This window comes from Nitrospira sp. (genome assembly GCA_024760525.1).
In the GTDB taxonomy this organism is placed as follows: Bacteria; Nitrospirota; Nitrospiria; order Nitrospirales; family Nitrospiraceae; genus Nitrospira_D.
Genome location: CP060499.1, coordinates 795,081 through 821,041 on the forward strand (window position 1 = coordinate 795,081; position 25,961 = coordinate 821,041).

A 25,961-nucleotide genomic window follows, 5' to 3' on the forward strand; every position below is an offset into this window, starting at 1 on the left:
GAACGCTTATTCAATCTACTCTCCTCTACAGCTCGTTCAGTGGAGAACGAGCTCTTGTCCTCAAGAAATTGACGGATCTTCAGCCGCACGTTCTTTTTCGAAGCAATACGGAGGATGTTGTCAGCGACGAGTTGACAGATGGCGAAAGTCCAAACTAACATCGTTCTCCCGCAACAAATCTTTTGAACAGATTCGTAGAAATGAGCCGACGTCTGCACGCATCGCATTATCGATCGAACGACACATCGAGCAACAGGTCAGCCTAAGAGGAGGACTTATGCGTTTGACCCCAAGAGAGCAGGAAAAACTGTTGATCTACACCGCCGGTCAGCTTGCAGCGGATCGCAAGAAGCGGGGCCTCAAACTCAATCATCCTGAAACCATTGCCTATCTGACTGCCGCGATTCTTGAAGGTATTCGCGACGGCAAATCAGTGGCGGATCTTATGACGTATGGAACCACGCTTCTTTCGCGCAAGGACGTTATGCCGGGCGTGCCGGAAATGATTCACGATTTCCAGGTCGAAGGAACGTTTCCTGACGGCACGAAACTGGTGACCGTCCATGATCCGATCCGCTAGATCTGTCGAGATGCAACCATTCATCTCATGTTCGTGTAGGAGGGAAGCACATGGTAAAGAAGAAGAAACGAACTCTGCCCAAAGCGCATAAGTCGTCTCAGAAAAAAGAAGCTTCTTTGGCTAGTGCGATCAAAGCGGAGTTGTCCAGGCCAGTCATCCCCGGCCAAATTCACTTCGGGTCTGGAGACATTGAGGCGAACGTGGGTCGGCCGACGAAGGAGTTGATGGTCGCGAATCTGGCCGACCGCCCTATTCAGGTTGGTTCTCACTGCCATTTTTTCGAAGCGAATCGTGCGTTGAGGTTTGACCGGGAACAAGCGTTTGGATTTCGATTGAATATTCCAGCGGGCACGGCGGTCCGGTTCGAGCCGGGGGAAGAAAAACGGGTGACCGTTGTGGCGTTGGCGGGGAAACGACTGGCCCATGGAATCAATGCATTAACCAATGGATCACTCGATGACCCGCAAGTCAAAGCGAAGGCTGTGGGAAGGGCAGCTGAGCTGGGGTTCTCAGGCAAAGGAGGGGCACGGTGAAAATTCCACGCAAACAATATGCGGATCTCTTCGGCCCCACCGTGGGTGATCGAGTCCGGCTTGCCGATACCGAGTTGCTGATCGAAATCGAGAAGGACTTTACTTCGTATGGCGATGAGGCCGTGTTCGGCGGCGGCAAGGTCATTCGGGATGGGATGGGACAATCAACCCGAGCCACGAGCGCAAGTGGCGCCTTGGATACGGTCATCACGAATGCGATGATTCTCGATTATTGGGGTATTGTCAAAGCCGATATTGGGATCAAAGACGGACGTATCGCTGGGATCGGGAAATCCGGCAACTCGGACCTCATGCCGAACGTCACGAATGGCATGGAAATAGGTCCAGGCACCGAAGTCATATCGGGAGAGGGATGCATCGTGACGGCGGGTGGTGTGGAGACCCATATCCATTATATCTGCCCTCAACAATACTGGGAGGCGCTCTCCGCCGGTATCACGACCATGATCGGTGGCGGAACAGGTCCTGCCACAGGCACCAATGCGACGACGTGTACACCAGGACCTTGGAACCTCCATCGAATGCTGGAAGCCTCGGATGGGATTCCGATGAATCTGGGTTTCCTGGGGAAGGGCAATGCGTCACAGGCCGATGGGTTGAATGAACAAATCGAGGCGGGGGCGATCGGCCTGAAACTACATGAAGACTGGGGTACCACACCGGCTGCGATCGATACCTGCTTGAGCGTCGCGGACCGTTATGATGTGCAGGTTGCGATTCACACGGATACGCTGAACGAAGCTGGATTCGTCGAAGACACAATCAAAGCATTCAAGGGTCGGACCATTCACTCGTTCCATACCGAAGGTGCCGGTGGCGGCCATGCGCCCGACATCATCAAGGTATGTGGAGAGCCGAACGTCCTGCCGGCTTCCACCAATCCAACGATGCCGTTTACCGTGAATACGATGGACGAGCATCTAGACATGCTCATTGTCTGCCACCATCTGAACAGCCGTGTGCCCGAGGATGTGGCCTTTGCCGAGTCGCGCATCCGGAGAGAAACAATCGGAGCAGAAGATGTCCTGCATGATATGGGCGCCATCAGCATCATGTCGTCCGACTCGCAGGCGATGGGACGTCTCGGTGAAGTGATCATACGAACCTGGCAGACGGCTCATAAGATGAAGGTCCAACGGGGGCATCTCGCACCGTCGAGTGAAAAGGATTCGCCCAATCATGACAATTTCAGGGCGAAGCGCTACGTCGCCAAATACACGATCAATCCCGCTCTGGCGCATGGGATCGCCCAGGAGGTTGGATCGGTGGAAGTCGGCAAGATCGCCGACCTGGTGATTTGGAAGCCGGCGTTCTTTGGCGTGAAACCCGAGATGGTGTTGAAAAGTGGCTTCATTGCGCAGGCGCAGATGGGGGATCCCAACGCGTCCATCCCCACGCCAGAACCGATCATCAGCCGGCCGATGTTCGGCGCGTTTGGGCGGGCGCTCGCGAGCACCAGCCTCACGTTCCTGTCGCAAGCCGCAATGGATCGCGAGATCCCGAAGAAGCTGGGATTGCAGAAGCGCGTGGCCGCGGTGAAGAATTGCCGAAACGTGAAGAAGCGCGATCTCAAATTGAACGATGCACTGCCGAAAGTTGAAGTCGATCCGGAGACCTATGTGGTGACCGCGGACGGTGTCCGCCTCACCTGTGAACCGGCAATCGTACTCCCGATGGCGCAGCGGTACTTCCTGTTCTAGGCAGTACGCTCTGCTCTTCTGTCTTATGAATACGCGTGCGCTACTCGAAGGGCTGCGGTTTACCGACACGTTTTTCCCTTCGGGTGGCTATGCATTTTCGTCGGGGTTAGAGGCGGCGGTACAAGGTGGTGCTGTCAAAGACGCGGATCAACTAGGGCGTTATGTCGAAGATCTTTTGCGCGGAGGTATGAGCCGGCGGGAGGCCCTGGCTGCCCGAGTAGCAAACCAGGCAGGATCAACGGGCAATCTTGCTGCGGCAATCAAGATAGATCGGGAGTTGGACTCAACGAAGGTGAGCCGTGAATCGCGCCTGGCCAGCCGCCAGATGGGACGCCAGGTCATCAAAGTTGCGGCCGATCAGTTCCGACGCAAAACGATTCTCAGAGACTACCTTGAGGCGGTAGAATCCGATCGAACTCCCAGTCACTTGGCCGTGTGCTTTGGACTAACGCTGGGAGCCTGTGAATGGGCAGAGGAACAGACGGTTGCGGCCTTTTTATATCAGACAGCCGTCGGATTTGTATCCGCCGCGATGCGTCTATACCCAATGGGACAGTGGGAAGGGCAACGGGTGTTGGGAGAGTGGCTGCCACTGATTGACCGTATTAGCCGGGAGATAACAGTCGATATGCCCATGAGTTCGTGGTCGCCGATCCAGGACATTTATGCCATGCGACATGGTGGTCTGGAATGGAGGCTCTTTCGATCATAGACCGAAAGGCGTATTCTCTTACTAACGCTGCAGGATCACCAGAGAGAACATTATGCACGATCAAAACCATCAGCACCGTCACGGTGACACGAAACCTACTCAGGCGAGAACCAAAGGCATTCCGGTCATCGGCGTCGGCGGTCCCGTGGGATCGGGGAAAACCGCATTAGTTGAAGCGCTTTGTCAGAAATTGCGTGATCGTGTCAGTCTAGCCGCGGTGACCAATGACATTTTTACCAAGATCGATGCCGAGATTCTGACGAAACGCGAAGCCTTGCCGATCGATCGTATTCTCGGCGTGGAAACTGGTGGCTGTCCCCACACGGCCATCCGAGAGGATGCGTCGCATAACCAAGAGGCCATCAATGATTTGCTGCGGAGACACCCTGATGTGGAACTGATCTTTCTTGAGAGCGGTGGAGACAATCTGGCCGCAACATTCAGCCCGGAGTTGGTGGACTATGTCATTTACGTGATTGATGTTGCGGGAGGGGACAAGATTCCACGCAAGGGAGGGCCCGGCATCACCCGGTCGGATTTTCTCGTCATCAACAAGAAGGATCTGGCCCCGTATGTTCGCGCTGACCTGTCAGTGATGGAGCGGGACACCCTGCGTATGCGGGGCGATCTTCCGTTTGTATTCACCAACTTACTGACCGGCGAGGGTCTCGATCGTGTTGTGAGTTGGGTGGAACAACGCATTTCTCAGCGCGTGTAATCGTCTCGCCAATTCTCGTGTCACAGCCAAGAATCCCCCCCCGGACAGAGTTTGTTGGACGGGTGGGGCAACTTCAACTTGAGTATGCCAGACGTGACGACCGGACAACCCTTGTCGGTTCGCACTGTACGGCTCCCTGGCATCTGCTTCCTCCCATCTACCTCGGCGAGGACAACACAGCCTATACACTCCTGGTCAATCCATCGGGTGGTTTAGTCGGTGGTGATCGACTGTCCATCGATCTGAGATTGGATGCTCGCGCGCACGTCGTCATTTCCGCGCCTTCTGCCAATCGTGTCTACCGATCACTCGGCGAGGTGTCGGTTCAGGATATCCACATCCATGTTGGGGACGGTGCGATCTTGGAATGGTTCCCGGAACATACGATTCCGTTTGCCGGGTCACGATTTCGGCAGACGATTCATGCGGAGGTAGCGCCGGGTGCCACCATTTTCTTGTGGGATGCCATCGCGTCGGGACGAATTGCGCGAGGCGAACGATGGGCATTTACAGATCTGGAGAACGAGATCCAAATCACGACGGCGTCGGGAAGTTCGCTTGTGGAGCGCTACGTCCTCGATCCAGCGACGGACTTAGGTCGTGTTGGGCTTGCAGACGAATGGGATTATGTCGCCTCACTGTATGTCGTGAACGATGCGGTATCATCGGATGTCTGGAAACGATTGGAGGGGAAGGTGGCCGGCATACTTGACCAAAACCCTGGACAGGTATTGGGCGGAGTTTCAACGCCGGCTATTCCGGGTATCGCAATCAAGCTGCTGACTAGGACCGCCCCTGACCTCACTCAGATGCTCGAAGCACTATGGGCAGCCGTTCGCCAGGAGTTGTGGAATCTCCCGCCAGTATCTTTGCGAAAATATTAAGAACTAGACGCGTGTCGTTGCCAGGCAGGTTGCTGCGGGCTATGCCGAAGGGGTTGGAAGATCTGAAGCCCTCGCTTCGGCAGCATTGGCGGTGCGGAGCGACCAGGCTAGTCCGAGTAGGGAGAGCGTATAAATCAGCCATTTCGAGGGGTCGAAGTTATACCACCGAGGACCGTTTCGGTAGTCGCTTTGGTATGTGTGGTGATAGTTGTGATACCCCTCGCCGAACGTGACTAACGAAACTAGCCAGCTATTCCGACTCGAATCCGCCTGGCTATGGGGTTGGCTCCCCCAGAGATGGCACACGGAATTGATGCAAAAGGTCGAGTTGAGGACGGCAAATGTCCGACCGACTCCAGCCAACATAAAACAGCTCATCCCGCCGACCCACCCGCCGTAGAGAAAGCCCACGACGAATGGAAGCGCCAAACCCGAAAGGAAGATTGGTGCGTAGTACCGATGCTGCCACATGATGATCGGATCTTGCCGGAGCCGTGTTGCGTATTTCTCATCCGAGTAGCGCTCGTCGGAGAAAAGCCATCCACAGTGGCTGTGCCAAAATCCTCGCTGCGCATTGTAGGGATCGGCATCCTGATCGCACGCGGCATGGTGGCGGATGTGATCCGCTCCCCATTTCAGGGCAGAGTTTTGCAGTGCCCATCCGCCGGCGATAAGTAATCCAGCCTTGACCCAATTGGAACACATGAAACTCCTGTGCGAGATCAGGCGATGGTAGCCGACCGTAATGCCGAGTCCGGTGACGATATACAACAGTCCGAACATGGTCCAGTCTAACCAGGTGTACCCATAGACAAGGCCGAAAGCAGGAACGCCTATGAGCGCGCTACCGGCAATAAGACTGAACAGGAGCACTGTGATATAGAGGGGATACGTTCGTTTGAGCACGATGGCAGACTGTGCGGGTATCATAAGGATGCTAATAGAGGGAGGAGGGTGCGTTCATGTAAGGTGGAGATTCTCGTAGATAGATAGGGTTCGAATCAATGGTATTAATTTCTTGGACTGTACCAGGACAAGAGGAAAATAGCTACTGTGGAACGCCCAACGGCAGCCTCTTGTTTGACATTGACAGCGGGCGGTAATATTTCATATACATACTCGGTCTAAGTCAGCCTCGCCAATGGGTCGTTTATCGTGTCTAATGGTAGGAGCTGTCATTACGAAGAGTTCTCCTGGCCGAGAAGAAAACTCGAAGAGAGCAGGTCAGGAATCAGGATGGTTGGTCTATTACTACAAGGAGGCAGTCCCATGAAGAGTGCGTTAACAATAGTATTTGGTGTAGCAGCCGTCGCATTGGTTGCGGCGCCTCTCACCTCGTATGCAGGCGGAACCATCACCGGCAAGGTGACGTATGCCGGTAAGGCGGAGCAGAAGGAGTTTCTCTTCTCCAAGTTCCCGAATCCGAAGTTCTGTCCCCAGAACCCGAATAAGAGCTTGATGGACGGGGACAAGCGGTTTCTGAAGCAGATCGAAGTGGGAAAAGACGGTGGTTTGAAGGGCGCGGTGGTTGCGGTAGTGGATATTGAGGACACGGCATGGATGGGTGGATATGCTGGCACGGAAGTGACGGCTGCGTTCTGCGAATTTTTACCGTTCAGCGGCGTCGTCGTCAACACCCGTCCCTTCAAAGTTGAGAACACAGATGCGGACCCAGAGGATCCTAAGTCCGTTCAGGGTGTGCTCCATAACCCACATAGCTTCACCGTAAAGGGCACGAGCTCGGCAACCGGATTCAATATCGGTTTGGCCAAAAAGGGTGACAAGCTTGATAAGCCAGTGCAGTTTCGAGGTGGTGCAGAAAAAGAAGGCTACCTCCGCTTACAGTGCGACCAGCATGAGTTCATGCAGTCGTTCTTCCTGCCCGTGTCGAACCCCCATTTTGCTGTTGTGAAGGACGATGGTTCGTTCGAGATCAAGGATGTTCCGGCCGGCAAGCACAAGATTGTGGCCTGGCATCCTTTTGCCGGAAAAGCGAAGAAGGTTGAGTTTGAGGTGGATGTGACCGATGGTGGCACCGCCAACCTCAAGGCCGAAATCAAGTAGACGACGATTCCGTCAGACGTTATCTGCCAGGGAAGGGCAGCGGAGCAATCCGCTGCCCTTCGTGTTTTCGGCATCAATCCGGCCGAGTTCGTCGCCTTGCCTTTCTATTTCCTCAGTGGGTAAGATGCCTCTTTTAAGCGCGAAGCTGAAGGGAGTGGTGTGTCACGAGAACTCTCGCTGGCTGAAGTTTTCCAGCTTGGTTACTACTGGGAAACCAAGATCCTGCTGACGGCAGTGAAACTGGACGTCTTCTCCGCCATAGACACAAAACCGAAGACAGCCCAAGAGATCGCGGGACGTATCAGCGCAGATGTCTCAACGCTCGGTATTCTATTGAACGCGCTGGTGGCGATGAAGTTGTTGACCAAGAGCGTTCAACTGTACGGGAATTCTTCCACGGCACTGACGTACCTCGTTCGGCATTCGTCCCAATATGTCGGTCATCTTCTTCTCTTGCATGATGCGGAATGGAACAACTGGGGACAACTGGAGGAGACGATTCGAACGGGGCGACGGGCAGTCGATCGGCATGTCTTCGAGACCGATCCGGAGCTGGGAAGCAATGTGTTGACGGTGCTCAATCGCATTGGCCAACAAAGTGGACCTGATTTTGCCAGACGACTGAAGCTGACAGGGTCGGAGCGGATGTTGGATCTGGGCGGTGGCGCAGGAACCAACGCCATCGCCTTTTGTCAGGTGTATCCTGAATTGAACGCCACGGTCTTTGATCTTCCCGCGACACTCCGGGTGACTGAAAAAACTGTAAAGGAAGCCGGATTGGAATCGCGGATTCGGCTGCTGCCTGGTGATTTCAACGCAGATCCGCTCGGCGGCCCGTACGATATCGTTCTCATGTCCGATATCTTGCATTATCAAACCTTTCAGATGAATCAAGGGTTGGTTGAAAAAGTCTTTGCCTCCCTTGCGTCGGATGGGCGCCTGGTGATCAAGGATCGATTTCTGGACGAGTCCGGCGCGGGGCCGGCTTGGACGACTGCCTTTGCGGTCCACATACTCGTGAACACGCAGCGAGGCAGTTGTTACCGAACGGACGATGCGATTCAATGGTTGACTGCAGCCGGATTTGTATCCGTTATGGAGTTGGAAAAGACAGCGGTTGTGCAAGGTCTGAAATCTCGTGAAGCGTGACCCCAATTTCGAGATACGATCCGCGAGATACGAGCGACGAAAAGAAGAGCGATGGATTGGTTAAGAGAACCGGGGTTTTTCGGGACTCATGCAACAACCGGCGCGGACCTCAGCCAGTTGATGGCCACGTTATTCACCACCCTCTTTGTCATTGGATGGTTTCAAGCGCGCAAGCGAAAAGCCGATGCACACCACTGGTTGATGTTGGGCGGAATGGTCTCGATGCTCAGTTTCTTCATCGCCTACTATCTGTTCCGCCAGCTGGGTGTGTTGGCCTTCGAGGGTAAAGAAGGGTTCGGCGGTTCTCAATCGCTTTATGATTACGTCTTCATTCCGGTACTCACGCTCCATATCATTCTGGTCATCATTGGTCTGGTCATGGCGGTGTACATGATTGTGCTGGGCTTTCGTTCTCAACAGTTCGTCGATGGGGTCCGGTCTCTCCGAGAATCGCTCCTCCAAACGACTTGGCGGAAGATCGGCCTTATTTTCGGTGGAATCACCGTGGTGGTACTCGGATTATTTTACTCACGTGTGGCGACTGCAGGGTTTTCGATGCGGAAGCTGGAGGTGTACCTGGCGTTTCTCCTGTTAGTCGCGTTTGTCTTCGCGATTGAACTGACTATTCAGCGGATTTGGCCCAATGGAGCACGGCGTCATCGAGCGCTTGGCCGGTTCACAATGGTCATCTACTGCGTATTGTTCGTCACGGGGAGTTTCACCTACACCATGCTGTATATCCTGTACCCCGGTAAGATCGGCTAGGCTATGCGTAGACATTTCGACATGTTTCATGGTGCGGTGTCATGTTGACCTGCGGGTGTGGCCGCTGGATGCATACCGAAGGGATCGAGGAACGGATGAGCGGCGGGATGTCCCAGTGGTTTGTCCGATCGGAATGTCGAGGCTGTGGCCTGAAAGTCGGTGTTGATGTGCTGGAAGGCCAGACGCAGGGACTTGTTGACCGCGTGATCTGGACTGATGAAGCCTTGCATCGGTTGGAGCGTATGCAGCCCTACGTCGCAACCCTCGTTCGGGACGCGGTGAACGTCGGCGTTCGCGCTCGCGGTCTTCAAGTAGTCACCGATGAAACGGTACGGAATCCTTCCATAGGGGAGCGGGTGGAGTGGGAACCTGACGCAGCACAGCGCTTGGAAAGGGTGCCGGCGCCGGTTCGCGCAATGGCTCGGATCGAACTTGAGCGCACAGCGGCGGATCGTGGGCTATCTCGAGTCACGGTCTCCCTGATGGAAGAGATCAAAGCGAAGTATTTTGGGATGGGGGCTCAAAAAGGTTAGGTGAAGCAGGAGCGGGAATGTTGCATCGAATGGCCTTGCGGGTGCTCCCGAGCTTGAGTCTGGCGGTCACGGAAGATGCCGTGCGCAAGCAAAAGCGGATCGTGATGTTCGTTCCCGGGTTGATCGCCTTCGGGGTGTATCGCCTGGCTAAGCATCTCGTTCCGATTACGGATCCGCTTGTGCTGTTGACGGTTAGCAGTCTGGTGGCGGCGGTCACCTCGCTCCTCGCGTACAAGATTGGGCGGACTGCACCATGGTCCGTGATTGTCCGTCAAGACGGAGCGCGTCGTCTCACTTGGCTTGCCGGATGGATCGGAGCGGTCTATGGCATTCAGCTCTCGTTGTTGGTGCTGACCTTACTCTGGATCATGAATTACAGTTACCTCCAACATCCCGATGGACCGGCGATGATGGCGATCATTATCTCCTGCACGGCTGTCGCTCGCGACGCGTTTGAAATTGGACATGTACGCAAGCTCTCCGTCATGGGGAGGCCATTTCTGACGTTCCCCGATGGAGAGGAGTTCCGCGTCTTGGTGCAGCATCGGGCTATGCAATTGGGACCGTGGGTTCTGACAGGATTGGGTGTCGGTGCAATGGCGTCGTTGGCTGGGGTGGCGATCGCTGATGAGCAGGCAGCTGCTCTGACTCAATTGCTGAGTGTGACACTCCTCGGCGGTGGCCTTGCCCTCTGCGCATATTTTGCCGGGCGCTATCCTTCCATACCCTGGTTTCACACGCTCCGTCAGACCGCACCCGGTGAATTGCTGAAGTATTGGTGGTGGCCTGGGATGGCGTTTGCCTCCACGTATTACCTGGTGACAATAGGACTGTTGTTGTTTGTCGCGAGGCAATCGACGATCACGTTAGGTTCAGCGGCTGTGATGGGCGCACTGGTCACGGCGATGATGGTGTTGTATGGCTATTATCTGGGTGATCGGCGTCATGTTGAAGACGAACAGGCTCCACAATTGTCGAGCGGAATGCTGCGCTGCCCCTTCGTGATGGGAATTCTCGGCAAGACCGTGAATGCGGCGGACAGTGCCGGAGGGGAATTGGTCTTTGGAAAAGATGGAACTAAGGGGTAGGTCTATGGAGCGAGAATTTCAAGGAACACGTTCCGTGATCAGTCTTGTGCTGTATGTCGCATGTATCCTCGTTATGTTTGGATACTCGTGGCTCGCATCCGATGTGTCTTTTGCGGAATCATCGACGGACATCTACTTTGGAACCGACGGAGCTCCCGAGGGACCGGCAGCGCCCGCACCTGATGAGACGACGTATCCGCGAATCGGCTCACTGGACAGTCGTCTGGTGGTGTGGTTCGTGACGCAGCAGCATACCTACTTCGGCGGGTTTGTACTCGCCCTTCCCTTGTTCTGTGCACTGATCGAGTTTCTCGGATTGACGACAAGAAAACCGGCTTTGGCTCTTCGCTACGACGGCCTCGCGAGGGACCTGGCGAAGGTGGCCGTCTTGGCCATGTCGGCGACGGCGGTCATCGGCAGTCTGATGCTGACGATGTTCATTATGCTCTATCCCAGTTTTATGAAATATATGGGCGGCACGTTCAAGGATTTCATGCCGCTCTACGCCGCCGTCTTTGTCGGGGAAGCGCTGCTGCTGATCATCTATTACTATAGTTGGAACCGGATGGCTGAGCGCGGCATGAAGTGGATTCATGCGGCGATCGGCATTCTGACGAACATCGTGGGAACTGCGTTGTTGATGATGGCAAACGCCTGGTCTGCCTTCATGATGTCCCCGGCCGGCGTCGATGCCCAGGGACGGTTCTTGGGAAATGTCTGGCATCTGTTGCACTCTGCTCTCTGGAATCCGTTGAACGTCCATCGTTTCCTCGCGGACATCATGTCCGGGGGAGCGGTCGTGCTGGCCTATGCCTGCTATCGATTTTTCACCAGCAAAACCAATGAGGAGCGGGCCTATTTTGACTGGGTCGGGTATGTCTTTCTATTTGTCACGGTCTGTGCGCTCATTCCCATGCCGATCGCCGGTTACTGGCTGATGAAATCGGTGTTCGTGTTTCGCCAGACCATGGGCGTGACGATGATGGGAGGATTGCTCACGTGGCTGTTTGTCGTCCAGGCCCTGTTGATCGGCGTCCTGTTCTTGGGAATCAACTACTATCTCTGGCAAAGTATGGCGCGGATCAAAGGGGGGGAACGCTATCAGCCGTATTACCAAGTCTTGTTGGCTATTCTGATGCTGGCGCTCTTTATTTGGCTGACGCCGCATACCTTGCTGATGTCTGCGAGTGAAGTGAAGGCGATGGGAGGCGCTCAGCATCCCGTGATCGGCAACTACGGAGTCATGTCGGCCAAGAACGGCGCCATCAATATTCTGATTCTCGTTACCGCGCTCAGCTTTTTGTACTACCGCCGAGCGAATCGAACAATGACCATCTCGTGGGTCAGAACCGGTAACACGATTCTCACGGTCCTGTATGTGGTGGGTGCGTTGAATATCGTGTGGTTATCAATCTATGGGTTCTATTTGCCGGCGAAAGTTCGTGTCGGTCTCTCTGCGCCACAAGCCTTCACGACGTTGACCGTGATTGCCGTCGGGGTGGTGATCAACCGTCTCATGCTCAGACGGGCTCTAGTGCATGGCCCGATTCAGTGGGGGAAAATTACGTTGCGTGGGATGGTCGGCTTGTTTGGGTTGGCGGCATCGTTCAGTTGGGTGATGGGCCTCATGGGCTACATCCGTTCCTCGGGCCGCTTGTCCTGGCACGTCAGTGAACTGATGGCCGATGTCTCGCCGTGGGCCTTTACGCCGGATCTCCAGTTCGCCGCAAAAATGGTGACATTAAACATGGTGGTATTTTGGGCGGCAGTCCTCGCATTGTTTTGGATGTGCCAGCGCGGGCAGCAGCCGGTGATGGGTGAAGAATTCCGAACGGAACAGGCTCCCTTACTCTCGCCGGTTCCGTCACAAGAAACATAAGAAAGGGAATGATACTCATGGCGTACCGTGCGTCGATGCGTGCAGCGGCAGTTCTTGGCATCCTAGCGGGCATACTTGTGTGGCAGGTTCCCGTCGGGGCTCAGGGGCAAGTGCTGGTGCTGGAAGATTTTCAAGCGAAGGAAGCAGATGGATTCCCTTCTCAGTGGGATCACGAAAATCAGCGAAGTCAATCGAAAGGTCGTGAAGCCTATAAAGTACGATCCGAGAACGGCGCCAATTTCTTATCGGCCAAGGATGCAGGTCAGCGCATTAAGAAAAAGAAAATCGATTGGGATCCTAAGGCCTATCCCATTCTGACCTGGCGCTGGCGTCTCAATAAGGCGGCGACTGGGAACGAGCCGCTTGCTGCGGTCTATGCGTCGTTGGATACCGATCTCCTCTTTATCCCGGTGTTCACGAAATATGTATGGAGCGGGTCGAAACCGGATGGCACGCTGACGGAAGGCGGCATGTTTAGCGGCTCCGAGATTGTTGTGCAGGCTGGGACGAAGGAGATCGGGCAGTGGTTTGAAGAGCGGGTGAATGTGTACGAAGACTTCAAGCGGATCCATCAGCATGAGCCCGCGGCGAAGGCATGGGGCATTTCCATCATCGCGGCACCTGGTGTCGAAATCGATTTTGGCCCATTAATTGCGACTCCGGCCAAGTAGAGATCGGTCTTCTCAGTCTGAGGAGGACTCGTGGGATGGGGAGGAACAAGGCGTTTGACATCGCACTAGGACTCGGCGTGATGGGTACCGTGGGTACGCTGATTGGGCTCACCATGGGCGGTGGGCTGATGCCTGTCGCGATCTCTGTTGGGCTTGGTCTCGGTGTTGTCATCGGGTTTCTCGGCGGCCGCCGATTTCTTGTGAGTATCCTGGTCGGCACCGTGTTGGGTGGCGTGTTAGCCTGGCTGATGGCTGGTGCCGAGAGAATCTGGGTCGGCGCTGGCGCGGGTGCGGCCATGGGCGGTTTTCTAGGCGTCCAGATATCGATGTTGCTCGATGTGCGTGCTGCAAAGAAGGCGGCGGCGGAACAGGTCGAGACGTTGCCGCTCTAATAGGTAGGTATTCTCTCGATCAAAGAGGTTTCTGTGGAAAACAAGGGTGTCTTAGTCGGGTCCATCATTTTTGTGTTTGCATCGTTCATTCTCATGATCGGCCTGCTGGCCTATGAATCCTATAAGGCCAAGCAAATGAAACAGCTGGCTCTGTCGGTCAAGTCAGAAGCCCGACCGACAGCGAGTAACCTGCCTGCTCAGGATTTCTCGATGTACAAGACCAAAATAGGGGATGAAGGTCGGGAAATGGTACAGATCCCGGAAGGTCCCTTTACCATGGGAAGCAATGATGGTGATCCGGATGAGGCCCCGGAACATCAAGTCTACCTGAAGGGGTTCTTTCTGGATCGAAAGGAAGTGACACAAGAGGAATATGTGCGGTTCGCGAAGATGACCAAACGTGCGATGCCCAGAATCGAAGTGTTTGACGACGACCAGTCCAAGATCTTAAAACCGGACTTTGCGGCGATGAGTGTCTCCTGGGACGAAGCGGCGGCCTACTGCAAGTGGGCGGGCAAGCGACTTCCTACCGAAGCCGAGTGGGAAAAAGCCGGTCGTGGTGAGAGTAAGAGAAAATATCCATGGGGAGATAAGTTTGTCACCAATGCCGCCAATGTCGATGGCAGCGAAGACGGGTATAAATATCTGGCTCCACCCGGCTCATTCGATGCGGGACGAAGTCCTTACGGTCTCTATGACATGACCGGCAACGTCGCGGAGTGGGTGGAGGACTCTTACGACGAACACTACTACAAGAAATCTCCATTTCGTGATCCGAAGGGGCCGGAGAATGCGGATCTTAAAGTTGTGCGTGGAGGTTCATGGCGGGAGACCGAGCATAATGCGAGGCTGTCCAAACGATTTGCGGCTAAGCATTGGCGGACAGATGTCACGATCGGTATTCGATGCGCAAGCGATCTGGATCTGGCAGCGGCCGCTCAAGAGCCGTAGACAGGTATGCTCGAAACCAAATTCAAATTGATCTTCTTGCTCGTGGTGCTGGTGTGTGCCGCTATGCCCATCACCGCAATTTTACGAGGCACCACCCTCACGCCGTATGAAAAGCCGGTGTCCGAAAACGTGGCCGACGTTGAACCGGAGCAGGAAAGTGTTTCTGGAGAGGAGCCTATTCCGGAGGACATGGTGACGATTCCGGCAGGGCCGTTCGTTCGCGGAACGAAGGATGGCGGATTCGATGAGCAACCCCCGCGCACTATTTCCCTCGACACCTTTTCGATCGATCGGTATGAAGTGACCAACCATCAGTATCAACAATTTGTGACGGCTACTGGCCATCGAAAGCCAGGATTACCCTCGCGCTATGCAAAGAGTGGCAGCAGAGTGCGTGGCGTCAACCAACCGGCTGTCTATGTCTCATGGGACGACGCTGCGGAATACTGTCGCTGGAAAGGCAAGCGGCTTCCGAGCGAAGCCGAGTGGGAAAAGGCTATGCGCGGTACGGACGGGAGGCTCTGGCCATGGGGAAACATAGAGCAGCCTCAGGGCGCCAATTGGGCGCGTGTGCAGGACGGTCACGAGGTATCTGCGCGTGTGGGAACTTTTCAGGCCGATAAGAGCCCCTATGGAGTCATGGATGGGGCCGGCAATGTCATCGAATGGGTAGCTGATTGGTACAATGAGACCTATTACAAGGATTCGCCGGAGCAGAACCCTCCAAGCCCTGAGCATGGCACCTATCGGGTACTCAGGGGGGGAGGGTATACGACGACCGGCGGTGATATCCGGATTACCAGCCGAAGCAAGATGATGCCGGATTTTCGGGATGAAACGATCGGATTTCGCTGCGCAGTTTCGAAGACGGGAACGACAGAAGCGGGAGAGAAAAAAAGCTGATGAACCTAGAGAAAATCAAAGTAGTAAAGGATCAAAAACACGGCCAAAATGATGTTGACAACCATACCGGCCAAAACTATAATGTCAAACACTTTTGAGTTCTTCGTCACGGTTTCTCCTGTTGATTCGCGCACTAGCGACTAAAGTTTGATAACACAGGGTTTGGTACCTGTCAAGAAAATGCAGTAATTCTGAATCGCCCACCAAACTATCTTGATCGGGAGTAAAACAGATGGCAAGCGCTACCCCTGACAGCGAAATTAAGATAAAAATCGGCAAAATGATTTTCTACATAACCTGTGCTGTCGGAATATGGTTTTTCTATTGGTTTGCCGGAATCCAGTGTCCCTGCTGAGTTGCTGATCTCGTCTAGCTGCCAGGGGTCTGGCCGCACAGCTCAATCAACGGATGACTGGGTTAAGTAAGAGGAGAAAAGGGAAATGAGTGCGTTAAATAATCCTGTAGTTGCGGTGATTGTCTCCCTTATTATCGCGGTCGGCTATTTTACATTGGTCGATCACTATCTGATGGACATGCAGGGGCTGGACTACTGGTACCTGTTCCGGAAGTAGGCCTATAGAGGAAGTAGTCAAGTCTTCTGGTGAGCGTTGAAAATTTTAACGAGAGTGTATCAAGGAGGTAATCCATGGGCCTTTTAACCGGCAAGCGCGTCTTTTCGATCATGGCGCTCTGCATGATGGTTGGCCTCCTTCTGCTTCCGATCGTCGTAGCGTTGCCTTCACCGGCTATCGGTGAGGACGCTCCTGCCGGCGATGCGGCAAAGAAGGATGGAGATAAAGTCGAGAAGGGCCGGGATGTCTATTACAAGACGGAAGGTATTGTAGTCGGCGCTCCCGCTCCTAAGACGACGGATGGTCCCAGAGACTATCCGCGATACAACTTTGAAAGCCGTGTCCTGCTGTGGTTTGCCAATCAGCAGCATCTCTACTATGGCAGCTTCGTCCTAGCGGTGCCGATCTTCTGTATGATCATTGAGTTCATGGGCGTGGTCACTAAAGATAAGGCACTCGCGAAGCGTTACGACCAGCTGGCGTATGATTTCATCAAAATCAGTCTCACGGCCTACTCGCTTACGGCTATTCTAGGCGGTATTTTGATCTTTACGTTTCTGACCTTATACCCCGCCTTCTTCTCCTACTTGTCCGGCATATTCCGTCCCGTCATGCACATCTATGCGCTGATGTTCGTGGCGGAGAGCGGCACCCTCTACATCTACTATTACGGTTGGGACAAGATGAAGGAAGGGTTCCTCAAGTGGATTCATTTGAGCATGTCGGTGATCCTGAACATCATTGGTACTCTGCTCATGTTCTTGGCCAATTCCTGGATCGGCTTCATGATGTCACCGGCCGGAGTCGATGAGCAGGGTCGATATCTCGGAAATATCTGGCACGTGATCCACACTGCTCTGTGGAATCCGCTCAATCTCCACCGCATTCTGGGCAACATGGCGTTTGGTGGAGGAGTGGTCGCTGCCTACGCCGCATACAAGTTCCTAGCGGCAAAGACGGATGAGGACCGCGCGCACTACGATTGGATGGGCTACATTGCCATGGCGCTGGGTGTGGCCTTCTTGATCCCGTTACCTTTTGCCGGCTATTGGCTTATGCGTGAAGTATATGCCTATCGCCAACAGATGGGGATCACCCTGATGGGCGGCTTGCTGGCCTGGCTGTTCATTATTCAGGCCACGATGATCGGCATTCTCTTCCTGAGCACCAACTACTACCTGTGGCAGGCAATGGGGCGCATGCGTGGCGCTGAAAAATACCAACGGTACATCAAGTATCTGGTGTTCCTGCTCGCCTGCGGTTACATGGTGTTTATTACTCCCCACACAATGGTTATGACCCCAGCTGAATTGAAGGCCATGGGAGGCCAGCAACATCCTGTACTGGGGAACTACGGCGTCATGTCCGCGAAGAACGGCGGCATCAACGTTATTATTACGACCACCGTGCTGAGCTTTGTTTGGTACATGAGAGGAAATAAGGTCTCCACGGTATCGTGGGCAAAGTTCGGCAATATCTTCATGGGTGTATTCTTTGCCTGCGCCTACGTCAACATCATCTGGCTCGCTATTTACGGATATTACATTCCGGCAAACGTGCGGGTCGGTTTATCCGTCCCTCAAGTGGCAACAACATTGTCTTGTCTCTTCTTCATGTTCGCGCTCAACAGCGTGATGATGAGGGGCGCCAAGCAAATGGGGCCAATAGAGTGGGGTAAGATTTCTGCCCGCTCTCAGTACGCTCTCATTATGCTGGCGACAGCGTTTACCTGGATGATGGGATTGATGGGCTATATTCGTTCCTCAGTCCGGCTGTTTTGGCATGTCAATGAGATCATGCGTGACAATTCGCCCTGGGCCTATACGCATACGGTTGGATTTGCCGCTAACATGATTTCGTTTAATGTATTGTTTTTCTGGATCACTATTCTCTTCGTCTTTTGGCTCGGCAGCTTGACTGCGAAGAAAGTTCCGGTGGAGGCAAAGGCGGGTATCCCGGGCAGTGTCCCGCAGCCGGCTGCTAGTCATTAATCGGCGTCTTATTGATAGTTGGCTCAGCGGGGGAGATTCTCCCCCGCTGTAGCTGCAGGAGGTCAAGACCTTGGGTAACTTGATTGCTGAAGCACTCTCAATGGGTTGGATGGCTCTGGCTATCCTTGCAGGTTTGATGGTGTATTTTCAGATGTCCATCAGCGATCCTGTCGCAAAGAAGCGCGCAGTGTTCAAAACATTTATAGGGATTGTGGGGACCTTACTGTTGTTCATGGCTATTGCGAATTACGCCAACAACTTCTATGGCGAGAATCGGTTGCTACCGGTCTCGCTTGTGATGATTACCGTCACAACATTCGTGATGGCGCTCTACTTCACCAATCTTAGCGCGCTCTTGAAGATTGGTGGTTTCATGTTCTTCGTCGCAGCGTTTCTTTCCGGATACGGGAACTGGCTTCCGCAGGTTGAAGGAGGTTTCCCACCAGTAGAGGAAAAGAAAACGTGGGATTCGATGACCCCGCAACAGCTGGCTGATGAAGGTGAAAAGATTATCTTTGGGGGAGTCGGGAAAAATAAAGAGCAAGGCGCTATCGGGAAAGGTCAGTGCCCACTTTGTCATGCTTTCCATGCCGGTATGCTCGGCGAACGAGCACCGAACTTAGCAGGACTTCCCGGTCGTGGGAAGGAGCGGTTGGATGACCCCAAATATTCAAAGGGTAATCCATCAAAACGAGAATACTCGGTGAAAGAAGCGTTCCCTGGTTCAGGGACTGCCGAAAGTGCCCAGGAATACATTGCCGAATCGCATGCTTGCCCAAGTTGTTATGTGGTTGCGGGGTATGGTGTGAAGGGAACGAATGACAAGGAAAGCCCAATGCCGGCTATTCATAAACCGCCAATCTCGCTCAGTCTACCTGAGCTTGCGGCTGTGGACACTTGGATGTACCTCCGAGAAGGCATTGATGCTCCTTCGTTTGAAGAGATCGTGAAGTCATATGAAAAGTTTATTCCCGAAGCAGATCGTCCTAAACAGCAGGAAGAGAAGGCAGGCGGGGGTGCCACTTCGCTGATGGCTGATGGCTCCGAACCGGTGGACCAGATTTTTGCTAAAGCACAGTGCGTGGCGTGTCATACGATTCCCGGAATCCCGGGGGCAATGGGCACCATCGGTCCTAAACTGGAAGAGGGGACAACCGCAGCACAGCGGATTAAGGATCCTACCTATAAGGGAACTGCCAAATCGCCAACTGAATACATTATGGAATCCATCGTGGATCCCAGTGCGTTTGTGGTGAAGCCGTTTCCCGATAACACCATGCCTAAGGTCTTTGGGCAAAAGCTGAGCGCGGGTGCCTTAAAGAAAATCGTCGACTATTTATCGCAGGTGAAAACTGGAGCACCGCCACCGAAGATTTAATAGCTGCCTCCTATTGCCTGTCATGCGGAGAGTAAAGGGAGTTTGCCGATGAAAGCGTTGATGTCACTCGGTGCCTTGTTGGGAGTAGCGGGAATTCTCCTTCTGGGTGGGATGACGTTCGACATCGTTCCATCCACTACCATACGGTTGGTCGAAGGGTACATGCCGATCCAGATGCTGTTGGAAGTGACGTGTTATGTGGCTGGCTTTGCAGGATTGAGTTACATGCTCAGCGCCATGGGCATGGCTATGCCCAGATTCTGGCAGGGAATCGGATTCTGGGCGTTCTTTCTACTGTATCTGAAGTACCGTGTGTATCCGCCGATCCCCTTCAGTGTGCGAGCTATGTATGGCACCGTGAGTCTCGTCGCGGTGTTCATGTGGGTTTCTGCCAATGAAGAAGACTGGAAAAAATTCAAACAGCCCATCATGAATGTGTTGGACGCACAAACGGGGATGAACAAACTCCTGCGTTATGCGTATCTTATAATCCTCCCGATCCTTATCGGTGGATTTTCGTTCAATGCCATGATGCCAAAGTCAGAAGAGCCGATCGAATTGAGGACAGTTCATCCGGCACCACCAGCCAGCACAAAAGTCCATGGTAAAACGTATACATTGCAGACCTCACAAAATCCTTATCGCGTGAATCCAGAAGGGAAATACGATCAGGAATTTTCGAACGCCAATATTGTTGAACAAGGTATGGGGCGTTTGATGAAGCCAAATGCCAATCCGTGGGACGACAAGAATACAGGGTATTTGAAGTACGTGCGAGAGGGCGGCGAGATATTCTTCCAAAACTGTCATTTCTGTCATGGGGATAATCTCAACGGCCGTGGCCTCCACGCCTTCGCATTCAATCCGATTCCCGCCAATTTCACCGACCCAGGGACAATTGCACAACTCCAGGAAACCTTTATCTTCTGGCGTGTTTCTAAGGGCGGAATCGGCCTGCCGAATGAAGGATTTCCATGGGCCTCGGTTATGCCTCCATGGGAACAGCATTTGACCGTAGACGAGATCTGGAAGGTGATTTTGTTCGAATATTGGCACACCGGCTACTATCCCCGTACCTGGGATTAACAACGAAATTGCGTTATTGACAACTCAGACATACGGAGAGATGAGGATGAACATGATGGACAGCATAACTCGGAAGGCCGGAATTACAGCCGTCGTTGCCTTCGGAGTCGTTCTGGTGTCTAGTGCGGGCTATTCGATTGTTTCAGCACAAGGGCTCCCCGAAGGTTTCAAGAAGGGGGATCTCGCACCTGAACCCTCCGCAGAAATGATTGAGGCTGGGAAACGTGTTTATTTCACCAAGTGCGTCTGGTGTCACGGTGTCGATGGCGCCGGTGATGGGCCTGGAGCCGATCGGCTTTGGCCTCGTCCACGAAACTTCAATCAAGGAACGTTTAAAATTCGCCATACCGCAAGCGGCGAACTCCCTCTTTTTGATGCAAAGAAGCCGATCGCTGGCCAAAACGATCTCTTTGAAACAGTTACCCATGGTTTGCCGGGATCTGCGATGCCACCCTGGGAAGGCATCTTAACCGAAGAACAGCGACTTCAAGTTCTCTCCTTTGTCACCACTCAACTAGTGAAGGATCGAAAGTTTACCGATAAGCAGTCGGAAAGCCAAACGGTCTTGCAACTCGCTGATCTCAAGCCAAAACCGGCATCCGATGAGAGTAAGAAGCGCGGTTCTGAACTCATCGTTGAGAAGAAGTGCGTTGAGTGCCATGGAATGGAAGGCCGTGGTGATGGAAACGCTTTTAATTTGAAGGATGACTGGGGTTTCTCGATTCAGCCGGCCAATTGGCATAAGTGCTGGAACTTCCGAGGTAGTCGTCAAGATCCATATAACGTGAGCAACATTTTCCGCACCTTCTCTACCGGTGTCAATGGCACTCCGATGCCTTCATTTGCCGATAACACGACGGTGGATGAACGGTGGGACATCGCGAACTTTGTCAATTCTCTCTGTGAGAGGGATGCACTGGGCAATCCGCTTCCGATTGACCCATTAACGGATAAGCCCAAAATCAATTTCGTCATCCCATCCGATCTCGTTGAGGGGGAGATTCCAGCGGATATTGAACATGAAGCTTGGCAAAAGGCACCGAAGCGGTATGTTGCAATGGGTGGACAGATCACTCATAAGCCAAGAAACTTTGTCAATCGGATCGACGATATCTGGGTACGGTCGCTCTACAACGACAAGTACATTGCCTACCTGCTGGAGTGGGATGACCGAACCAAGAGCGTGGCTGAAGCCAAGCTACCTTGGGCACCAACGCAGGTAAATATCGATGTGAAAGAGCAGGACCCAAAAACCGGCGAGGAAGGGTCAATCGCAGCCCACCAAAACAACTACACGGTTTACAACGACGCCATTGGGATCGAAACGGCGGTGAAGTGGAAAGAGCTTCCGGCACCGATCAAGCCCCGTTACCTGTTCGGTACCAATGACCAATTTCCCGTCGACATTGTGAAATGGGAAGCAGATGGTTCTCTCCGTGCATTCAAAGGTACCGGTTGGGATAAGGATTTTGAAGAGCGCGACAACTATGAAGAGAGCATGAAGCTCCTAAAAGCAGAGTGGAAGAACGGTCGTTGGTATGTGATGATCCAGCGACCCGTTGGAAACAAGAAGGATCAAGATTACGACGAAGACACCTTTTTTGAGGTCGGGCAATATATTCCGACGGTGTTCTTTGCGTGGGATGGTCACAACGGAGATGCCGGGAGAAAGATGGCCGTCTCCGCTTTCTTCTACACATTTATGAACCCGCCGGTCCCCCAGGAAACATACATTTATCCAGCTGTTATTGCGGTGGGTGTCGTCCTGTTGGAGGGATGGGTCCTGACCCGTCGTGCAAACAAGAAAAAGGGTAAGACACTGTAGTCTTCTCCAAAGGAAGATCAGTGTGTAGTAAGACTGAGGGGGTGGGGAAACCTACCCCCTCTTTTGTTATAGGACAACGACGGACTCATGATCAGCGATGTGACGGGCGTTTTGCTTGCCGGAGGAAAAAGTAAGCGGATGGGCGAGGATAAGCGATTCCTCCTCATCGGGGATAGCACCCTGATTGAACGGAGCGTCGGTGTCATGTGTGCCCTCTTTCAGCAGGTGTGTGTTGTGATCGCCCAGGATGGCCCGGTGCCGTCCGTACGCGTGCCGGTCGTGCGTGATCTTGTCCCGAATTGTGGGAGCCTCGGCGGGCTCTATACCGGTCTTCGACAGTCTACAGATCAGCACATATTTGTTGCCGCCTGCGATATGCCGTTTCTCTGCTCTAGCCTTGTGCAGTATATGGTCGCCTTGAAGGAAGAGGCCGACGTCGTCATGGCACTCTGGAAAGACCGCCTTCAGCCGACGCATGCTGTCTACAGCCGACGTTGTCTGCCGATTCTTGAAGACATGATTCGTAGGCACGAAGTGAAAATTCAACACGTCGCCGCGCATCCCGCTCTTCGCGTGCGGATGGTCATGGAGGCCGAGGTGAGCCGAATTGATTACGATGGGCGATCATTCCGCAATATCAATACTCCTTCGGATCTTGAAGCGGCTCGATCGCTACACGAGAGCTCTAGCGGCTCCTGATTCTGAGGCTTCCTGGCGTTCTCATGAAACGCACGATTGTGATACTTCACCCTGGCGCGCTCGGTGATGTTTTGTTGGCTGTCCCTGCGATACGGAACCTTGGGATACGGTTCCCGCAGCACGAAATCTTGCTAGTCGCAGACGCCACCGTCAGTCGATTTCTTCACCTATGTCGACTGGTCGATGATTGGATGTCCGTAGAAGGGCGGGCATGCGCGGGGTTGTTTGGTGGATCCGCCCACCTCTCTGAGGAGCTACAGTCGTGGCTGCAGCGATGCGATGTCGTCGTGGCATGGACAGAAGACAAGGATGGGGCTCTGGCCGCCCTTGTGCGGCGATGGGGTGTGGCGGAGGCGCACATCCAATCACCATTTTCGCCAAGATTGCGAGCAAGCCATCAGCGCGATCGCTTTCTTGAGGCAATCGGTCAGACCGAAGATGTAGTTTCTAGCGGGTGGATGATCGAGATTCCCCGCGATCTCGTGGAACAAGGGAGAATCCACCTTGAGTCCATGGGAATCATGCGTGATCGACCGCTGGCGCTTATGCACCCCGGAAGTGGAAGCATGCACAAGTGTCTTGATCCTGGGAAAGTAGCCTTGATACTCCAGCAGTTGCAACGAGGAGGGATGTGTCCACTCGTCCTAGAGGGGCCTGCCGATCATGACGCGGTTGACGCGCTGCTGAAGTTGGTCAGTGAGAGGCCTTCCGTCCTCAGAAATCTTGACCTCCCTCTGCTGGCAGGTATCCTTGCGGACGCTGCGCTCTATTGGGGTCATGACTCCGGCATTACGCATCTGGCTGCTTTGCTGGGTGCACGGACGATCGCGGTATTTGGTCCGACAGACCCTGCTCGCTGGGCACCCATCGGCGATCATGTGACGATCTTGCGAGGGGCACCTTGTGTCTGTCCATCATGGGAGGCCGTACAAGGGTGTCACGAGAAGCCCTGCCTTGACGTACCGATTGGGAAGATGCTGACTGCATTGGGACTTGAAACACGGGTATAGAAGTCACAAGCCCTCGTAATTTCAGGTAAACCGCCTTGTCTCTGCCTACCTCATATGTTAGAGTGGCGCGTTAATTTCCTTTCATTGGTAAGGACTTAGGAGAGCTGTTGTGTCGCAAGGCGTTGTGCAGGAAAAGGTGACCACAGCTATTCTCGGAGCCCTAAATGAGGCGAAGCAAAAAGGGCAATTGAAGACGACAGCTTGGCCGACACTAAGTCTGAATGCTCCGAAGAGGCCTGAGTGGGGGGATCTGGCCTCGACGGTGGCCATGTCATTAGCTTCCTCCGAGCACAAGGCCCCTCATGATATTGCCCGCATCATCGTGGAAAACTTATCCGAGCAGGAGCAGTTGTTCGATCGCGTCGAAATCGTCCGTCCCGGTTTCTTGAATCTCACGGTCAAACCTGCTCTCTGGCAGGAGGTCCTCCGTGAGGTTGAACGACAGGGGGTCCGTTATGGTCGAACAGACATCGGTAAAGATCGTCGTGTGCTGGTTGAGTATGTGAGCGCAAATCCGACCGGTCCATTGCATGTCGGACATGGAAGAGGGGCCGCGGTCGGACAGGCAGTGATCCGATTGCTGAGGGCGATCGGGTACGAGGTGGTGGGTGAGTACTACGTCAACGATGCAGGACGGCAGATGAAATTGTTGGGCGCGTCCGTCTATGCCCGTTACCAAGAGTTGTCCGGACAGGCCATCAATTTTCCTGAGGATGGCTATCATGGTACCTACATCACGGCCGTGGCTCACCGGATCAAGGAACAACTTGATCGTGAAGCAAGTCATCTCGCGCCGGCCGATCTTGAGGCTCGCTGCCGAGCACTTGCGTATCAGGAACTGCTGGGACTCATCCGTGATGACCTCACGGCATTTGGTATCGAGATTCAATCCTGGTTCAGCGAGGCCTCACTGCTGGAATCCAAGGCGATCGAGCAGGCTTTGGATGAATTGAAGGCGCGCGGGCTTTTGTTCGAACAGGAAGGGGCGTGGTGGTTTCGGGCGTCGCTGTACGGCGATGAAAAAGACCGCGTGGTCAAGAAGCAGGACGGTGAGTACACCTATCTCGCCTCCGATATCGCCTATCATCACGATAAGCTCCGGCGCGGCTACGATCTGTTGATCGATGTCTTTGGCGCCGACCACCATGGCTACATTCCCCGCATGCAAGCCGTGATGCAGGCGTACGGATCTCCAAAAGAGCGTCTTCAAGTGGTGCTCGTCCAGTTAGTGAAGCTCTTGCGGGACGGGGCCGAAGTGAAGATGTCCAAGCGGACCGGGGAATTCATTACGATGCGGGAAGTCATCGACGAAGTCGGAGCGGATGCCGCAAAGTTCTTTTTCTTAATGCGGGATTCCAAAACGCATCTTGAATTTGATCTGGAGTTGGCGAAACAGCGATCCGCCGACAATCCGGTGTATTACGTCCAGTACGCCCATGCTCGAATCTGCAGCCTCTGGCGTGTGGCCTCCGCACGGGGAATTGCCCGCCCATCTGCAGTGGAGACCGACCTCTCGGTTCTGACGGATCCCGATGAATTAGGAATTATCAAAAAACTGTCCTCCTATCCTGAGGTCATCCAGGCGAGTGCCGTCGCCTTCGAACCGCACCGTGTGACGTATTACCTTCAGCAATTGGCGGCGCTGCTCCATACGTTTTATAACAAACACCGTGTGTTGCCTGCGGCGACTGATCAAGAGCATGACGAGTCGGCACCCATCGAAGCCCTCACGCCAAAGCGAACTGCGGCGCGATTGGTCCTAATGGGGGCGGTCCAGCAAGTGATCAGGAATGGGCTTGACGTGCTGGGTATTTCAGCGCCTGAGCATATGTAGCGGATGACATCTTACGGAATCTA

General features: G+C 53.9%; 24 protein-coding genes. 23 read left to right on the forward strand and 1 reads right to left on the reverse strand.

Annotated elements, in window-relative coordinates:
* Positions 1-277: 277 nt before the first annotated feature.
* The 6 genes from ureA to H8K04_03875 all read left to right on the forward strand — a co-directional run bounded on the left by ureA (position 278) and on the right by H8K04_03875 (position 5,148).
* A complete protein-coding gene (gene ureA / locus H8K04_03850; protein UVT16702.1) occupies positions 278-580 on the forward strand; it encodes an urease subunit gamma in 303 nt (100 codons plus the stop codon).
* A 50-nt stretch (positions 581-630) separates the two neighbouring features.
* Positions 631-1,113: an urease subunit beta gene (locus H8K04_03855; GenBank protein ID UVT16703.1), complete on the forward strand. Its 483-nt coding sequence runs from the start codon at positions 631-633 to the stop codon at positions 1,111-1,113.
* A gap of 2 nt (positions 1,114-1,115) precedes the next feature.
* Positions 1,116-2,834, forward strand: coding sequence for an urease subunit alpha (ureC, locus tag H8K04_03860; protein UVT17853.1), 1,719 nt, complete (start codon positions 1,116-1,118; stop codon positions 2,832-2,834).
* A 25-nt stretch (positions 2,835-2,859) separates the two neighbouring features.
* Positions 2,860-3,546 (forward strand): hypothetical protein, encoded by a 687-nt coding sequence (locus H8K04_03865; protein ID UVT16704.1) that lies wholly within the window; start codon positions 2,860-2,862, stop codon positions 3,544-3,546.
* 52 nt (positions 3,547-3,598) lie between these two features.
* Positions 3,599-4,264, forward strand: a complete 666-nt coding sequence (gene ureG / locus H8K04_03870) for an urease accessory protein UreG (protein ID UVT16705.1) — start codon at positions 3,599-3,601, stop codon at positions 4,262-4,264.
* 62 nt (positions 4,265-4,326) lie between these two features.
* A complete protein-coding gene (locus H8K04_03875; GenBank protein ID UVT16706.1) occupies positions 4,327-5,148 on the forward strand; it encodes an urease accessory protein UreD in 822 nt (273 codons plus the stop codon).
* A 39-nt stretch (positions 5,149-5,187) separates the two neighbouring features.
* Here H8K04_03875 and H8K04_03880 read toward each other — a convergent pair whose 3' ends face one another.
* Positions 5,188-6,078 carry a fatty acid desaturase gene (locus H8K04_03880; GenBank protein ID UVT16707.1) on the reverse strand — a complete coding sequence of 297 codons (891 nt, stop codon included), beginning with the start codon at positions 6,076-6,078 and terminating at the stop codon, positions 5,188-5,190.
* A gap of 339 nt (positions 6,079-6,417) precedes the next feature.
* Between H8K04_03880 and H8K04_03885 the strand changes: the two genes are divergently transcribed.
* The 17 genes from H8K04_03885 (at position 6,418) to H8K04_03965 (ending at position 25,938) form a co-directional block, all read left to right on the forward strand.
* A complete protein-coding gene (locus tag H8K04_03885; protein ID UVT16708.1) occupies positions 6,418-7,212 on the forward strand; it encodes a hypothetical protein in 795 nt (264 codons plus the stop codon).
* A 159-nt stretch (positions 7,213-7,371) separates the two neighbouring features.
* Positions 7,372-8,361, forward strand: a complete 990-nt coding sequence (locus H8K04_03890; GenBank protein ID UVT16709.1) for a methyltransferase — start codon at positions 7,372-7,374, stop codon at positions 8,359-8,361.
* A 51-nt stretch (positions 8,362-8,412) separates the two neighbouring features.
* The gene (locus H8K04_03895; GenBank protein UVT16710.1) at positions 8,413-9,126 is read left to right on the forward strand and encodes a DUF420 domain-containing protein; all 714 of its coding nucleotides are present in this window, start codon (positions 8,413-8,415) and stop codon (positions 9,124-9,126) included.
* 41 nt (positions 9,127-9,167) lie between these two features.
* The gene (locus H8K04_03900) at positions 9,168-9,659 is read left to right on the forward strand and encodes a PCP reductase family protein (protein ID UVT16711.1); all 492 of its coding nucleotides are present in this window, start codon (positions 9,168-9,170) and stop codon (positions 9,657-9,659) included.
* 17 nt (positions 9,660-9,676) lie between these two features.
* Positions 9,677-10,747, forward strand: coding sequence for a hypothetical protein (locus tag H8K04_03905; protein ID UVT16712.1), 1,071 nt, complete (start codon positions 9,677-9,679; stop codon positions 10,745-10,747).
* A 73-nt stretch (positions 10,748-10,820) separates the two neighbouring features.
* Entirely contained in the window at positions 10,821-12,626 is a 1,806-nt protein-coding gene (locus tag H8K04_03910; GenBank protein ID UVT17854.1) for a cytochrome ubiquinol oxidase subunit I, read from the forward strand.
* A gap of 17 nt (positions 12,627-12,643) precedes the next feature.
* Entirely contained in the window at positions 12,644-13,297 is a 654-nt protein-coding gene (locus tag H8K04_03915) for a DUF3047 domain-containing protein (GenBank protein UVT16713.1), read from the forward strand.
* A gap of 35 nt (positions 13,298-13,332) precedes the next feature.
* Positions 13,333-13,689 (forward strand): hypothetical protein, encoded by a 357-nt coding sequence (locus H8K04_03920; protein UVT16714.1) that lies wholly within the window; start codon positions 13,333-13,335, stop codon positions 13,687-13,689.
* 33 nt (positions 13,690-13,722) lie between these two features.
* On the forward strand, positions 13,723-14,640 hold the full coding sequence (locus tag H8K04_03925) for an SUMF1/EgtB/PvdO family nonheme iron enzyme (protein ID UVT16715.1): 918 nt from the start codon (positions 13,723-13,725) through the stop codon (positions 14,638-14,640).
* A gap of 6 nt (positions 14,641-14,646) precedes the next feature.
* The gene (locus tag H8K04_03930; protein UVT16716.1) at positions 14,647-15,543 is read left to right on the forward strand and encodes an SUMF1/EgtB/PvdO family nonheme iron enzyme; all 897 of its coding nucleotides are present in this window, start codon (positions 14,647-14,649) and stop codon (positions 15,541-15,543) included.
* Between the two features lie 646 nt (positions 15,544-16,189).
* Positions 16,190-18,106 carry a cytochrome ubiquinol oxidase subunit I gene (locus H8K04_03935; GenBank protein UVT16717.1) on the forward strand — a complete coding sequence of 639 codons (1,917 nt, stop codon included), beginning with the start codon at positions 16,190-16,192 and terminating at the stop codon, positions 18,104-18,106.
* Positions 18,107-18,176: 70 nt separating this feature from the next.
* On the forward strand, positions 18,177-19,484 hold the full coding sequence (locus H8K04_03940) for a c-type cytochrome (protein ID UVT16718.1): 1,308 nt from the start codon (positions 18,177-18,179) through the stop codon (positions 19,482-19,484).
* A gap of 48 nt (positions 19,485-19,532) precedes the next feature.
* The gene (locus H8K04_03945) at positions 19,533-20,570 is read left to right on the forward strand and encodes a cytochrome c (GenBank protein ID UVT16719.1); all 1,038 of its coding nucleotides are present in this window, start codon (positions 19,533-19,535) and stop codon (positions 20,568-20,570) included.
* A gap of 52 nt (positions 20,571-20,622) precedes the next feature.
* A complete protein-coding gene (locus H8K04_03950; GenBank protein ID UVT17855.1) occupies positions 20,623-22,395 on the forward strand; it encodes a c-type cytochrome in 1,773 nt (590 codons plus the stop codon).
* 87 nt (positions 22,396-22,482) lie between these two features.
* The gene (locus H8K04_03955) at positions 22,483-23,094 is read left to right on the forward strand and encodes a molybdenum cofactor guanylyltransferase (GenBank protein UVT16720.1); all 612 of its coding nucleotides are present in this window, start codon (positions 22,483-22,485) and stop codon (positions 23,092-23,094) included.
* 23 nt (positions 23,095-23,117) lie between these two features.
* A complete protein-coding gene (locus H8K04_03960) occupies positions 23,118-24,104 on the forward strand; it encodes a glycosyltransferase family 9 protein (GenBank protein ID UVT16721.1) in 987 nt (328 codons plus the stop codon).
* A gap of 109 nt (positions 24,105-24,213) precedes the next feature.
* Positions 24,214-25,938, forward strand: coding sequence for an arginine--tRNA ligase (locus H8K04_03965; protein UVT16722.1), 1,725 nt, complete (start codon positions 24,214-24,216; stop codon positions 25,936-25,938).
* Positions 25,939-25,961: the final 23 nt, after the last annotated feature.